10 protein-coding genes are annotated in these 14,356 nt (G+C 57.5%); 3 read left to right on the plus strand and 7 right to left on the minus strand.

The features are described 5' to 3' along the window. Positions 1 to 1,349 precede the first annotated feature (1,349 nt). Complete coding sequence (locus I6F16_RS35925; RefSeq protein WP_225125827.1) at positions 1,350 to 1,910, plus strand: LuxR C-terminal-related transcriptional regulator; 561 nt, start codon at positions 1,350 to 1,352, stop codon at positions 1,908 to 1,910. An 802-nt stretch (positions 1,911 to 2,712) separates the two neighbouring features. Here the strand turns inward: I6F16_RS35925 and I6F16_RS35930 are convergent. The 5 genes from I6F16_RS35930 to I6F16_RS35950 all read right to left on the minus strand — a co-directional run bounded on the left by I6F16_RS35930 (position 2,713) and on the right by I6F16_RS35950 (position 8,654). Then, complete coding sequence (locus tag I6F16_RS35930; RefSeq protein ID WP_225174574.1) at positions 2,713 to 3,450, minus strand: methyltransferase domain-containing protein; 738 nt, start codon at positions 3,448 to 3,450, stop codon at positions 2,713 to 2,715. 24 nt (positions 3,451 to 3,474) lie between these two features. Then, positions 3,475 to 4,902: a radical SAM protein gene (locus tag I6F16_RS35935; RefSeq protein WP_225174575.1), complete on the minus strand. Its 1,428-nt coding sequence runs from the start codon at positions 4,900 to 4,902 to the stop codon at positions 3,475 to 3,477. 104 nt (positions 4,903 to 5,006) lie between these two features. After that, positions 5,007 to 6,782: a class I SAM-dependent methyltransferase gene (locus tag I6F16_RS35940; protein ID WP_225174576.1), complete on the minus strand. Its 1,776-nt coding sequence runs from the start codon at positions 6,780 to 6,782 to the stop codon at positions 5,007 to 5,009. Continuing rightward, entirely contained in the window at positions 6,769 to 7,734 is a 966-nt protein-coding gene (locus tag I6F16_RS35945; RefSeq protein WP_225174577.1) for a hypothetical protein, read from the minus strand. The genes I6F16_RS35940 and I6F16_RS35945 overlap by 14 nt, the downstream gene beginning before the upstream one ends. Next, on the minus strand, positions 7,734 to 8,654 hold the full coding sequence (locus tag I6F16_RS35950; protein ID WP_225174578.1) for a DUF692 family multinuclear iron-containing protein: 921 nt from the start codon (positions 8,652 to 8,654) through the stop codon (positions 7,734 to 7,736). The genes I6F16_RS35945 and I6F16_RS35950 overlap by 1 nt, the downstream gene beginning before the upstream one ends. Before the next feature lie 1,577 nt (positions 8,655 to 10,231). Between I6F16_RS35950 and I6F16_RS35955 the strand changes: the two genes are divergently transcribed. Both I6F16_RS35955 and I6F16_RS35960 read left to right on the plus strand, forming a co-directional pair. Next, complete coding sequence (locus I6F16_RS35955; protein WP_225174579.1) at positions 10,232 to 10,708, plus strand: Lrp/AsnC family transcriptional regulator; 477 nt, start codon at positions 10,232 to 10,234, stop codon at positions 10,706 to 10,708. A 370-nt stretch (positions 10,709 to 11,078) separates the two neighbouring features. Beyond that, a complete protein-coding gene (locus I6F16_RS35960) occupies positions 11,079 to 11,912 on the plus strand; it encodes a Crp/Fnr family transcriptional regulator (RefSeq protein WP_225174580.1) in 834 nt (277 codons plus the stop codon). 471 nt (positions 11,913 to 12,383) lie between these two features. Here the strand turns inward: I6F16_RS35960 and I6F16_RS35965 are convergent, their stop codons facing one another. Then, positions 12,384 to 12,908, minus strand: a complete 525-nt coding sequence (locus tag I6F16_RS35965; protein ID WP_225174581.1) for a DUF6527 family protein — start codon at positions 12,906 to 12,908, stop codon at positions 12,384 to 12,386. Beyond that, positions 12,905 to 14,311, minus strand: a complete 1,407-nt coding sequence (locus I6F16_RS35970; RefSeq protein WP_225174582.1) for a hypothetical protein — start codon at positions 14,309 to 14,311, stop codon at positions 12,905 to 12,907. Before I6F16_RS35970 ends, I6F16_RS35965 begins: the two co-directional genes overlap by 4 nt. Positions 14,312 to 14,356: the final 45 nt, after the last annotated feature.

Here is a 14,356-nt window from a genome sequence, read left to right on the forward strand (position 1 = left end):
CCCGGCCTCGTGCTCCTTCAAGATCCCGATAATCTGCTCTTCCGTAAAGCGGCTACGCTTCATGCTCTGGTCCTCGTCGTGGGCCAGAACGAACTTCAAACTGGATTAAGCCCCGGGGGCAAGGTCAAGCTGACCGGTCGAGCGAAAGAGTTAGATCCAGGACTTCGAGGCTGTCCTGGCGGATGAAGGGACGAGATGGTCGGATAAGGTAAGACGACCTTTGGCTTCATCAACTTGATGAGTGCACGCAGAGCGTGGTCGTGGTTCGGCGACGCACAATGGGCCTCGACGTTAGGAAGACTCGGGCGCTGTGGCGAGGTCACCCTCCTGATCGCACCATTTGAATGGCGCAACCGCCCATTGGCGCTATGGAACGGGCTCGCAAGTGCCGAGCTCCGTCTGCCCGATGTTCGCGACGTTTCCCCCGCTCGCGTTCGGGTGATGCGCTTTCCGAATCTTCGCATGGCGGTAGCTGGCCAGAGGTGGCAACCGAGCTCCCATCATCTGCAAGCGTGCGCGCCGATAGGCTGTATTCTTCGATCAACCGATAGGTGCCGCCCCCCTGGCTCTTGGGCTCTTCGCTGACGACGTGGGAGTTGCCAACGTCAGGATCGAGATGCCAGCTGGTTTTGATAGTACGTAACGCACCGAACTGGTGCGCCATAGACACAATCGGCGGCTCCAAGCTGCCTTCGCGGCTTCTTGCTTATGGAGTCCTTCGATGATCAGTGAGAAAGTTTGCCGCCATTCGTACGCACCGCAACCGGTTCAGCCGCGTGCTGTTGCCCGGTCTTGATCGCAATCCATCGAAAAATGCCTTTGCTCTCAATGCTCCAATCTCCGCCGGATTCCTATCGTTATCCACATTCAGAATTAGAAACACGACATAGAATCAAACAGAACTCCCGCACAGCAGGGCCCGACGAGATAAAATTCGGCGCGAAACGGCGACTCTTGCGTGATGTATGCAGACACGAAATTGCAAGCCATTGTTCTTCGTGTGACATGTTGAGCTTTCGCTTCTGGATCGAACGCAATCAAATGTCGCCCAACAAGCGCGGATCGAACAAGAAAACGCGCCAAGCAGACCCGGACCGAAAGTCCGGCTGCAGACGACGCAGTCTGAAACTGACTAGGATTAAGGGGACACATATCCCAAATGGGACTGTCGACGTAGAAGCACGCAGCTATAAGTTGCCGGCTGATCCGTGGGTTTGTTGGTTTTATTTAGTGACGGCAAGCACGATCATTTAATCAATGCTCAAGACTGAAGAGGAAACGGGCGCCGTTCCAAAGAGAGTTTTATTTTGCCCGAGCGAAATGCGCATCACTCGTGGGAACAGCGCAGGATGATTGGTGCGCTTGGATTGCTGAAATGGCCGGCGATTGTAGTCGATCGTCACGGCATGGTTCTGGATGTCAACGAAGACGCCTATAGTCTTTTTGATGGTGATCTTTCGATCAAGGGAAAGCGCCTGTTCGCGGCGGACCTTCAATCACGAATGAGATTGGATCGGCTGGTCAACCAGATTCGTCTCGCATCGAGTAAAGCGGGTCGTACCACCTTGCAAACTGTCGTCACCAGACGCCAAGGCCGTCCGGTCGTCGTTGATGCCTTTGTGCAAGGATTGGAGGACGACCTATTTCCGGCTGTGGGTGCCCTTCTTCTCCTCACCGATCTCAACGAAACCCTCCAGGTGTCGCAGAATTCTGTGATGGAGATCTTCGGACTGACGCCTTCTCAGGCCCGGCTCGGATCGCTGCTGGTCGAAGGAAAGACGCTCAAGGAAATTTCCCTTGATATGAAAATTTCTCCAGGGACAGCGCGTAATCATCTCAAAGCCGTTTTTCTACGGACCGGGACGAGACGGCAAGCCGAGTTGGTATCTCTGTTGTCCCGCCTGCGGTAACTTTCAATCGAGGTCCGCTCGCGCGATCGAGGCAGTTCTGACGCCAGCGCATGCTGTGGCAACGCAGTGGCTGCAGTCAACTTCCTCGTTTCTGACAAATTCTCTCGATGCTACCCACGCCGAAATCCGTGTTGCACCAATGCCTTCGAATCCGAGGCGATGGGCCACGGCTTTCCGCGAATACGACGTGCGCTGGATGTTCAACAAGGAAATCAACCTGATAGGGGTGCAAGCGCTCGGCAGGGCCGGGGTACGCTGAATGCCGAGCTCGGTGTCAAGCACAGGTCAGCACGATCCAGGCTCTCAGAGCCAGTGTCTGTGCCGTCCTCCACCCCATCGTCAGACTTCAGTTGGGCGCGCTCGTCATCGCTCAGTATCAGGGGCAAGAACTTGTGACTCGGGACGCGCTGGCTTCCAGGAGGCATTGACCTCAAGTATTCTCCGATGAGATTGATGCCCGAGGACGCGCAGAGCAGCGCCAAGGACAACCAGGCGCGCAAGCGAGTGGTCCTGAGCGTCAACATGCGTCCGGCCGTCATAGCTCGTCGTATTGCGGTGGGCGCATGGCGACCCGCATCGCCCTAACTCGGCGATGCCTCAGCCGCCATGGACGGGCCGAGCCCGGGCTGACCGACGGCAGCGGCCGGAGGTCACGTTGGCTGCAGCGACCATGAAGGAATGGTGGGAAGGTCCGGAAAGCGGTCTCGATGGTCGAGAGTTGGCGAGGTCAGCACCCTGATCAATGGATCAGGGACAATCTTTACCAAACAGCTGCCCAAGGTAAACTATAGGCTACATAGTCCTATTTGATGGCCAGAAATCCCTCGAAACAGACATGCTTGTATATGGTCATGGCGTCCATAAACCCCGCACGATGCAACATGTCGAGATTGCCCTTTGTCGAAAACGGCTCAAGAACGCCTTTCAAGCTGCTTGCTTTTCCCAGAACTTCTTCGGGCGAGTAGCCGTTCTCCAGCTTATAATCGGTATAGATCGCGCTCATAATATCCTGAAACCGCGCATCTGGCGCCCTGACTTTCTCGAAAAACAGGAATGCTCCGCCCCAATTGAGTGACTTATAGATTAAGTCTATCAAGTTCTGGCGGTGTCGTGGCGGAACGAACTGTACCGTATAATAGGAGACGATAAAATCGCTGGCTTCGTAGTCTACCTCGCATGCGTTTGCGAGCAAGTACTCGACGTTCGGCGCTTTGCCCGGAGCGCTACGCGCGTATTCGATCATGGCGCGCTCGTTATCGATCCCGATCCAGCGCGTGCCGTGTGGATGGCGTTTCGCTAGTTGCCGCAGGAGCGTTCCGGTTGAAGTACCGATTTCATACGCGACTGAGTCCTTCTTCACGAAAAAATCACTCACCTGTTCAATCAGGCTATGGCCCGCTTCATAGTTGGGAACGGACCGTGCGACGTGGCGATCAAAATATTGAGGTGTGTCCCCGCCGAAGCTCCAGCCGGCGCGTTCGGCCCGGATGCCATCTCCGGTAGGGCCCCTCTCTCTTGCAGACTGCTCCAAGCTGTCCATGACCACCTCTCCCGGTCTTTCCGGCTATGCGAGCTGCAGTTTACGTTCGCTGGTCGTTCTTCTGGCCAATTCGCTTTTGACCGCGGGGCTGAAAAAGAGGGACAAGGCCTCGTCTTCAAAGAGTTTACCGAGTGCGGAAAGTCTCAGCCCGGCTTGGCCCCTATCGTCGAGATAAGCCTCTAATGCACCGGCATTGTTCAGCTCGTCGACAAGAGCGTCATAATACCTCGAAAGCTGGGGATGAGCGGAGCGGAGCGCCCGCAGGCTCTCGTCCTCGATGCGTCCGATACGTAGTCCTGTCGCATAAGAGGCGGCCAGCAATTCCTCTTCGTCGACGGCGCGTCCGGTGGCGATCGGAATGTTGCCCGTCAAGACGGCATCCACATATGTCGGAATATTCGGGTCATTGCGAAACACGTGCCCCAGACAATTTGCCTTCGCCACTTTGACGCCGCCATGGGAATAGGCTCCCGCCCCCAGCCCAAGAAGATCGCTCGCCGCCGTCGTTCGGATCCTCTTGAATGGATCGGTAAATTCATGCGATCGCACAAAGCGGTTGCCGTCTGTCTGGTCATAGCCGAGCGCGGCCATTTCCTGCCAAATAAGCATCCGGCCAAGAAGTGTCGTGAACTCGTCCTCGAAGTCCGCTCGCTTTGTTTCCGTCCTATACCAGTGCCCTTGAGGACGGTCCCCGAATCGTCCGTGATACCAGGTGAGGTGTGGCGGACGGATCTCGGCAATGGCTTCAAGATTGCCCCATACTTCAGACGTCGACCCCCTATAGAGCCCCTGGATCAGGTCAAGATTCCAGTTTTCGAAGATCGTGTTTGCAATTGCGCATGCACGAATCGGAGTTTCGCGCTGGTAGCCGCGGGCCGCATATTTGAGGACCTCATCATCGAACGACTGTACTCCAAAGCTCAGGCGCGTAACGCCTTGAGCTTTAAGAGACCGCAGCTTGTGTTCGCCCTCAGGCGCGGTGATCGTGAGGGGGCTGCCTTCGATGCAAAACTCCGCGCCGGACCGCAGATCATATTCGCTTCGAATGGCACGTATCAAATCTCGCAACGCTGACTCATCGAGAACGAGCGGCGTGCCTCCGCCGATATAGACCGATGACACCACGGTGCCGCTTCGAGCGAGCCGCGCGCCCCAAAACGCGAGTTCACGTTTTAGCGCGGTCAGATAACGAGCAACTTTAGCGTCCTCGATAGAGTGCTTTGCCCGGCCAGCGTAGTGATCGACTGTGTAGTGACAGAAGGTGCAGCGGGTTTCACAGAACGCTATATGAACATAGAGACTGGCTTCTTTGCCCCACTCGATCGTATCGATCACGCTTCTTGAATCGAGCGGTGTCAAAGAGTTGATGGGCGGGTAGATCGCCACCGAGTGCGATCCGCCCAGGACCGCCCGACTGATGCCGATTCCGGCAGCATGAAGTGCCGGCAACATCGCCGGAATTCCGAGCCGTCGCAGCGACGAACATGCTTGCTCAAGAGCGGATTCTCTCGATCTCATGGTCGCACCTCACGTTATCGCGCTATCTAGTTGATAGATCATCGCCGTTGCGCGATGACGGTAAGATAAACGTCGGCGCGCGTATCTGGACTGTCGTCGTATCTGTAGATTACGTCGTAGGGATTTATCAGGCGCGGCATATACTGCTTACGCCAAAGGGTTGCATGCTCGCCTATGAGCGACGGGACGATTTGACCCCAGATGCGTTCCGCGATGATCGTCAGATCCGGATGCACGAAGGCTTCGCGAATCCACGCATAGATTTCGTCATACTGGACCCATGGCTGCCGGAGCGAAGCGAGATGAAGCTGCACGAGCCGATGGGTGACCGCGATGCGGCCTCCGGGCCGTACGACCCTCGCCATTTCTTTGACCATACTGGCTCCGAGTCCCAGTTCCCAAATGCCCCCGGTCCATTCGTTGACGGCCGCATCAACTGACGCATCGGGCAGAGCGAGACGCTGCGCGAGACCAGGGCGAAAATCGAGATTTGTGAAGTTTCGTTCACAGGCGAACCGGCGCGCCCGATCGCTCAGGCAGCGAAACATCTCGACGGAAATGACGAGTCCGTCTTCCCCAACAGCCGGCGACAAGCGTCGTGCAACGCGTCCGAGCCCGCCGCAGACGTCGACCACGATGCTCCCGGGCTTGAGCAGCAGCAGTTCCGGGTGATTCGGAAGCAGATCCTCTTGCGCACGGACCAGCTTGTCTTCGACTTCAGGTACCTGGCTCCAGCTATTGTCGTTCTCACATGCCTTCAACAAAGGCAGACGCCATCGCAAGTACGCGGCTCGAAAACGCTTTGCAAAATCCGACACCCGGCCGGGAGACGCAGAAGACGCCGCATTGCCCAGCAACACTTCATCGCTCGGCAAATTGACGATCAGGACGTCACCGAGCGCGTTCTCGATTGCGCGGACCGCTTTGAAAATGGCATCAAAATCATCTTCAGCGGCATCTCCGGCGGGCCAGAGAGCGTCCGGATCAAGCCGTAAGCACAGACCTGAGATGAAGGCCGAGGTCGCCCAGGTCAGAACGCGCCTCCGCTCAGCCTCGTCCATGATCGACAGGTCGGGCGTCATGAGCAGATGGACGGCGACGCCATCGCGAACCATCTCCTCAAGCCCGGCAACCGGATGGTTCGGCGCCGGCCAAGAAATTCCGTCCAGGTAGACCGCGGCACCGAGACGAATGAGGGAACGCCGGAGTTCATTGTCGCTCGACAGGCATTGCGTTTGCACCACCGTCTGGTGCATTCGAACAATGCCTTTCTGGCGAAGGCGCGCCAGTTCACTCAAAGTCAACTTATAATCTGCCAGCTGCGCGCAACGCAGCAGCAACTCCGGCGGATGCGTTTCGTCCTTCAGGCGCGTGGAGATCTGCTCAAGCGAAATCTCACCATCGAGGTCGATTACGATGGAGCGGCGCAAGCTTGCGGTGCGTGCACATTCCGCAATGCGTCGCAGATGCTCAAGCTCCTCGGTCGACGGCTTTGTTTGCGAGGTAATGTGCATAAAGCCGTGCTGGCGGAGCGAAGCCAGCATCTCGTCAATCATGGACTGATCGTCGAATTGAGCGCGTAGAACTGCCACATTAACAGGCTCGTTGCTGAGCGTGGTGACAAAATCCACCAGGCCCTCGCCAGGTGGCACGACCATGCCGATCTCGAGGTAACCGTGACTGAGCAATCGATGTTCGGCAATCTCGGCATCCAGAACCTCGACAGCCGGGTCGAGCATGACAAATGCATCGTCCGGCAGCTTCTTGGAAAGGCTGTCCGGTCTGGAGGTCTTAAGGCGCTCAAGCAGCTTCATGGGGCGCGCCGCCGCAGATCAGGTGTGAAGCAAGAGGGAGCTCATCTACGGCATGCGTTCCTTTTCGGGAGGCAATTGCACTTTTCGACGGGTTAGGTTGAGTATCCGATCCGCTTACGATGACACCGAGCCCCGCCAGAGAATCGATTAACGCGAGCACATCAGCTTGGGCGACATCGTCCAGGGCCGTCGACAATTCCACCAAGCTCTTTGGGACACGAAGAACATCAAAGAGGCGGGCAGCTCGCTGCGAAAGCTCCGCATATTCATGGGGGGATTCAGCGACCGGAACATAGATCAGCCAATGTCGTGGAGAGGCTTCGAGGTCCTGGCTGGGGTCGAAGTCAAACGGATTCTCAATCCATGGGGTGAGATCATAGGATGACGAGATCATCGTCGCCGCTGGATGGGCGACGAAGCGGATTGACTGCAAATTCCTGCTCGGGCTCTCTGCCGAGAAAGCCTCCGCCGCGGTATTGGGCCATATCAGGGGAGCGGCTTCGCCGAGCCGGCGCGCAAGCGCAACGCCGGCCGCGTCGATAGCAAGCACATCCCGGTGCGGGCGGGAGAAGAACTCCGCACGACCGGCCAAAAATGCGACAAAACATGCTGCCGTTCGCCAGAAGTAAGGCCCATTGTCCGCGTAACCGCCTGACTGCACAAATTCCGAGGCAACCGCTTCAACATCCAGCCCACTCGCGTGCAGGAGCCGGCGCGTAAGCGGGACAAGGTCTAGCGCACCCAAAGCATTCCTGACCAATCCGCGACGATACATGCCAATGTTGGATTCGGTCGGCGCGGGAGTTCCCGCATAGTCCACCAGGATTGCAAGCTCATCCGCCGTGCAGCCATGGGCATCTTCGGTCCTCGAGTTGGGATTCACGACCCAATTCGCGAGGCGATCGTCTCTCAGCACGCGCCGCCACGTATCCCAGACCAGCCGCGCGTCCACTAGGCAGCCTCGCTGCGCGTCGTACGTCTGCTCGCCCGCCCGTAGGCGCGATCCCACGCCTTACGTCCCCGTTCGAGGTCCGAGAGGATTAGATCGGTGGTACGCCCGGTATCCGCCATTTCTCCATCGCAGTAGAGAGATTGGGTCTCATACTCGAGGATGACGGCGCCAGGCCGCGCACGCGACAGAACATCATCGAGCAGGTCCCAAACTGCCTCTGCAACCTGGGTATCGTGAAGATCGTGATATTGACCCTTGATCCACCGCCCTCCCGCCATATGAATAGTGATGATGCGGTCGAGCGGGATGGTGCTGAGAAACCGACGGATGGAATACCCCCTCGCGCGGTGGTTCTGCTCGTTCGCGTAGAGATTGTGCAAGTCCAGGTGCAGGTAGGTGCCTGATGATTCAAGCATTCGCGCGAGGAATTCCTCTTCGGGCAAATCGCTACCGGGGCATACGCGGTAGTACGCAGCGTTTTCGTGCGCGAGCGGAACGCCGTAAAGATCTTGAAGCGCGCGCGCCCTCGCCGCCACACGAACAGATTCAGCCCGCGAGAATTGTAACGGACTGCTCCAAACGTCGGACCAGGAGGCATCGCCGTAGAAACAGTGGTTGGCGACCGAAGCAACGTTGAATTTCTGAGACAGCGGAACGTGCCGTCGTACCGCCGCTGTACTCATCAGATCGTCGAAGCCAAAGTCACCGCCGTAGTTCGAATGTCCGAGGAGCGGATATTTATCCATAATGTCGCGCATGAGATCGATGGCGCGGGGAGATACAAGACCCGGCCCATCAAGAGGGCTCATGACCGAGTCGAAGAGTACTTCCAGCGCGTCAAGGGGCTGGCTCAGAAACGGAAACCACCCAATTAATTCCGGGTTAAACTGAAGCCCAACGCCCAAGCGCGGAACACTCATTTCCGAGACCTCCAATAGCCTTGGCGGCCCCGCAAAGGCGACGCGCCAAGGCCACGCCGGATTAGGATCGATCAGTTAGGGATGATCCGCCGCGCACTTCGCCGCGGTTGCGGCGCATCTCGCTGCGGTTGCAGCGCACCGCGCCGCGGTGGCCGCGCATCGGGCCGTCGCTGCCTTTGCCTGGGCATGCGCCGCAGTCGCCGCACATTTGGCAGCCGTAGCGGCGCATTGCGCGGCCGTGGCGGCACATTTAGCAGCTGCCGCCGCCGCTTCTTTCACCGAGAGCTTTTTGACGTCCATTGGATTTCTCCGTGTGTGGAATCAATTGTCGAAAACCACTTCTCGAACTGTCTCACTCAATCACCAGTAGAACTACCTGATCCCGACGTGGCAGCCAGTCCCATTTGGGATAGGAGCAGATGATTCTTTCCAGGGCTTCGAGCGCTGCATATGAACTCTCGCCTACGGTGATCAGGTAAAGTTGAACGATCTCGTCACAAAGCTAAGTTCATGCCCGCGCGTCAGGGCGAGACCGCCACCGACGCCCGCAGCGCTCCCGCATAATTCAGTCAATGTGCTCGCGCCTGTGTTCGACCTTGCGCGAAGCCGACGTGGTGATCGATGCTTCGGCATCGGCAGAGGTACAACTAGCGCTGGCGCACTATTGCAAAATTCGGCGTACCGTACGTGCTCGGCTACGCGACGCACTGGGTGGCGGGCGGTTTGGTCGCGCGTTTCCTCCCTGAGGAGGAAAGTTGCTTCGTTTGCCTCAATGAACATTGGAAGGACGGTCGCAGCTCCGGCGGCGGCTATCGGCAACGCCGCAAGAGATCAAGATCTTCGATCCTTTTTCAGTCTGGCCGCGGCGGTGCGCTTACATGTGGGTGATGGTGGATCCCGGCCCGCCGGCAAGGCGCTGTACCGCCCCGAGGCATCCGGCATATCCCGCGTAAGGCGCGCGAGTTCGGCACCTCGACGACGCAAAAGTCCTCATCGTCGGAAAGCACATCAACAGCTGCGTCGGGCATCTTCTCGCGGCGAAGGACGCCAGGACCGTTTCGATCTTTGCAAAATGGAGACACTAAAGGAGAACAGCTGACCAGGGGCAATCTCCACCTAGCGAGCTTGCATCAACGGCTAGCAGGAACGCCATGGCGGAAGCTCGGCGGCTGTTATCGAGCTGGAGGACGAAGTCAAGCCAGAGGTTGGTCCTCTCAGAGGCAAAACAGCGCCTTGACGGCGCGCCCGTCGGCGGGCGAGTAGCTGTCTAACCTCAATCAAGATGCCGTTTCAGCCGAACTTATCGCGCGGCGCGGTTCGGTTGCGTTTCAGCTTCACTTTGGTTCACATCTTTGTCGAAAACGAAGGCCCCGATCTTATCGGAAAGGCCCGGCTTTGCGGCTTCGCTCCCTGCCGCGCCGCAGAATGCCTGGCAAGGCCCCTCCGCCCCACTTTGATCAATACCCATTCACGTTGGGCCTTTATCACGGAAGATTTCCTCGTATTTTTCACAGTCGAGGATTTCCTGCGCGGAGTGATCATCTCGCGGTGAAATTCGTCTCAGGCCGGGGGTGGTTATGAAGTACGACCGGATAGATGCCCGCATTCTCGAGATCGTGCAAAAGAATAACCGTCTGACTTCGGATGTGATTGGCGAGATGGCGGGGATCTCTCCCACCGCCTGCCAACGACGGTTGAAGAGGCTCCGCTCGGAGGGCATCATCCAGGCCGACGTTTCGGTTTTGTCGCCGAGGGCGGTCGGACGACCTATTCAAGTGCTTGCACTGGTGACCTTGGAGCGAGAAAGCGCCGATATCATCGATAGGTTTAAAAAAGCCATCAAATCATCAATCGAGGTCGTCAACGGCTTTTACGTCACGGGCGATGCCGACTTCGTCCTGTACATTACCGCGCCGTCCATGGAGGAATACGAGCAGTTCACCCGGCGCTTCTTCTACGAGAATCGCGACATCAAGGCCTTTAAGAGTGCAGTCATATTGGATCGCGTAAAGGTTGGATTTGCTGTTCCGGTTGAGCTTCCCCCAAAGGATTGATTGTCCTGATGCGCGCGATCGTCGCGACCGCCATCTGCGGTTAACACTCCGGTGGGTTCTTTGGAATGTCAATCAGCATAGCAACAAAAGACACATGTAGAGCCCGGTCTCATCGCAATCTTGTTGGCGCAATTATCGTATCGCTAGCGATAAGGTGCAAAAGCAAGAATGTGGCGCCTTGCCTCCGAGCCGGCGCGAATGCGTCCATTCGCTTGGCTGAAATTCGTCGAAGACAGGCCCGTGAACGCGGAATTTGGGCGCCGATGAGTTACTCGTTGCATCAATCAAATGAAGATGTTTGCTATAGTCGGAATCACGTTCTCGTTGCGGTCAGGCGCGGCTAGCAAAAGCCTCTATCAGGAGAGGGACCATGACCGATCGCGTGCCCTCTTTCGAAGTGATCGACTGCTCTCAAGATAGAGCTCTCAAGCAGCAGCCTGGCACACAACCGGAGCCTCTGCGTTCTCTTCCGGTGCGTCCTGCGAAACGGCCCCTTGTGAAGAACGCAATCCTGGCCCGTCTTCCTATCCAACAGCTTGCGGCCATAGGGGAGTGCCTCAAGCCGGTCGCCTTGAAAGAACGGATGGTTCTGCAAGAGCCAAAAAGGCCGGTCGAGCACGTCTACTTTGTAGAGAGCGGCCTCGTCTCGCTTAGAGTTGTTACCGCGGGCAGTATGCTTGAAACGGCAGTCATAGGCTATCGGGGCGTCGTCGGCACGTCTTTCTTGTGGGGAGCACATCTTTCGAGCAACCAATCTGTCGTCGTCTTCCCCGGAAGCGCGTATAGAACTCGCGTCGAGGATCTTTGTCGGATCATGAAGGTGCATCCGGAGATCAGAGACCATCTTTTTGAGTACGTGCAAGCGCTGACATTTCAATGCGTCCAGACAGGGTTGTGCGGGGTTCGGCACCATCGTGAACAGCGCCTCGCGAGCTGGCTTTGCCTTGCTAGTGAAGCTGTTGATGACCGCGTGCTGCCAGTGACCCACGATTACCTTTCCTCGGTGCTGGGGCTGCGCCGCGCGGGTGTGACCGAAACCTTGATCCGCTTTGAGGAGCAAGGGCTGATTCGCAAGATGCGGGGCGTCTTGCAGATCGATGAACACAAATCGCTCGAAGAGAAAGCATGCTGTTGCTACAAGCTCGTCTCAGCTGCCTATGCGTCCTCATCAGTCCGCACTCTCGGCGAAGAACAGGCGCGCTAGCAACTCGCGACTGGCGTTTCTGCGTCCTCTGGGTTCTTGCGACGCGAAGTTGAGGCAATTCGCCCCGAGAAAGACCACACCATCACGAATCAATCGATCCCTTGCGGCGTGTAGCTGGTGGTGGGTAACCGATCATCGGGTTACCTAGAGGCGATTTGCCGAGCACGTGAGCAGTCTAACTACCAACCGGCTGGTCCTCTTAGCTATCAATATTTGCTATAAGAAGCGCGCTAACGTTGGGGATCAAAGCAAGATCCTGCTGCCTTAGCCCCAACGAGTTCGGCCGCTGCCGACCACCCGAGGGCTGTAGCATCTTGTATATTGATCATCACATTTTCCACTGCGTCAGCACCGCCCCAGCCCGCTTTCGTTAATGGGAGTGGGGGGCGCATGCATGACGTCCCCTTTGAAGAGGGCAGGCAGTCAAGGTAGGCCCGGCAAGTAATCTCAGGCTCGGAATTCTGGTTCTAACTACGCCAGCGCGAACCAATCCTTCTGTCTACCAGATCCACAAATAGCCAGTTTGCGTCGCACGAGCATCTGTCCTGCTCTTGAAACTTCCCATGTAATCTCGTCGAGGTCAGCAGCGATCTCCTCGGCGCTACGCAGTTCGCGTCGTCGCAGCGACGTCAGAACGCGCCGCTCGAGCGCGACGAGGTCGAAGTTCGGCTCGACGTTACCTTCTTCAAAGCGGTCACACCACAGGAGCTGGCCACGCCAGATGATAAAATGACTACCGCATCCTCCGTCTCGCCAAACCGACGGATAGAGGGTTGGTTCATTGATCCGCATATCCAGTCTCCAAGACTTTCCTACGCGTGGATCGAGATTGACGACGAGCGTTTCACCGCATCCATCCGGACAGCGCATCAGGACCGAGCGCAGTGCGCCTCGCTGGATGACCACCGCATCGCCGGGAGCGGCAAGCATCTTTTCTCCCTCGTCGCGGTATTCCGCAAAACCGAGCAGGTTCACCTTCCTCACAACCATGCTCATGTCTCCCTCGCCGCCAGCTCGCGCGCCAATTGGGCCGCGATGGCGTATCCTTTCGTACGCCTGAAGCGGTCGGCAGCAGGACCGTCATCCCATTGACAGCGCCTGAGGAGTTGAACGGCGACCGCAGCTTGATATTCAGTGGAACACGATTGGACTGCGATTCCCATCCGCCTGAGCTGTCGCACCACCCTGGACATCCAGCAAAACTTGCTGGTCGGATCACAGGGCCCGGGGGGATGCAAGAACGATGTCGGAGCGTAAAGACGATCAATCTCAGCCGCCCAAATGGCATCTTCATATACCAAAGGGTCGCACTCCGGTGGCATTTGAAAGGCAAGCCAGGTCTCCAACGCCGCCAGATCCGCCGTCAGGGGAGCGGAGCGGACAACGGATGCAAGGTCAATCACAATCGCATGGTCGTTGCGCACGCGCACGTTTTCCCCATGGAGATCGCCATGCGCCGGCGCACTGCGGTAGCGCTGGCGCAGTTTGCCTAACTGATCAAGAATGATCTCCGGTTTCGCCTTGATACCAAAGCGAAAAGCATCTTCAACATAGCACGACTTCAGCTTGCAAGGACGCAGTATCTCGGCATCGATCATAGCTTGGACGACTGAGCCCTCGTCCGGATCCTTGCCGTATGCTTGATCCCGCCAGCCGCCAAGAGTCTCTTCGATCAGCAACGTCACGGCCCGAGCCACCAGATTTCGGCGCGCCAAATTCCATAAGGATTCGGATCGGTCGACGAAACTTCCGACCAACAGACCGCGTTCCGCGCCGAATACCGGATCGTGAATATTCGGTCTCAGGCCGAAAGGAATATATCTATCCGCGTATTCGCGGTAGTTCCGGTATTCTTGCTCGATCTTGTCGCGTCGATCCAGTTTGGCGAAATCAGGCTGCGGCCATGCTCCAGCATTGGACGTATGAACGGTCATGTGAACGGCGAAGACGCGAGCTTGCGACAGCCCTCCCGTGAGCTCCTCAAGCACGATCCGACTGCAGTGCGCGAATGCACGCTTAAAGAGTATCTCGTCGGCCTCGCGCAAGGGTTCGCGGTCGCCCGCGACTTCGATCTTGAGGTCTTCGCGCGGCCTCTGACCGGCGTCGTGCCTTGCGATTTTCTCCGCTAAGGAATACGCGGGCATATCGGTGCGGACCGCGCCCCCTGCAACATTCAGGACTGATTTCGCCGACGCCTGCAGGCGCCCCATGGTCTCGTCGTCGTCCGCAATAAGATCTACGCGCAAACCGCTGTCGATTAGGGTTCTCACATGCGCGTCGGCGGCCCTCACTACGTCGTCCGGCATGTCGGAGCCGAACTGAAACACGGCGGCGCAGGCTTTTGAGGTATCCACGCCATGCGCCGAGGCGCAGCACAGCAGGTGCAGGTTCCGTTGCACGAACTCCCGCTCGGTTTCGGGCGGAACCACAGCACTTCGGGTCGC

The sequence above is a fragment of the Bradyrhizobium sp. IC4060 genome (assembly GCF_020193715.1).
Classification (GTDB): Bacteria; Pseudomonadota; Alphaproteobacteria; order Rhizobiales; family Xanthobacteraceae; genus Bradyrhizobium; species Bradyrhizobium yuanmingense.

Coding starts and splice junctions, on each gene's coding strand:
- I6F16_RS35935 (WP_225174575.1), bottom strand. CDS start 4,902: ATGTTGCCGGCACTTCATGCTGCCGGAATCGGCATCAGTCGGGCGGTC.
- I6F16_RS35960 (WP_225174580.1), top strand. CDS start 11,079: ATGACCGATCGCGTGCCCTCTTTCGAAGTGATCGACTGCTCTCAAGAT.
- I6F16_RS35930 (WP_225174574.1), bottom strand. CDS start 3,450: ATGGACAGCTTGGAGCAGTCTGCAAGAGAGAGGGGCCCTACCGGAGAT.
- I6F16_RS35965 (WP_225174581.1), bottom strand. CDS start 12,908: ATGAGCATGGTTGTGAGGAAGGTGAACCTGCTCGGTTTTGCGGAATAC.
- I6F16_RS35955 (WP_225174579.1), top strand. CDS start 10,232: ATGAAGTACGACCGGATAGATGCCCGCATTCTCGAGATCGTGCAAAAG.
- I6F16_RS35950 (WP_225174578.1), bottom strand. CDS start 8,654: ATGAGTGTTCCGCGCTTGGGCGTTGGGCTTCAGTTTAACCCGGAATTA.
- I6F16_RS35925 (WP_225125827.1), top strand. CDS start 1,350: ATGATTGGTGCGCTTGGATTGCTGAAATGGCCGGCGATTGTAGTCGAT.
- I6F16_RS35940 (WP_225174576.1), bottom strand. CDS start 6,782: ATGAAGCTGCTTGAGCGCCTTAAGACCTCCAGACCGGACAGCCTTTCC.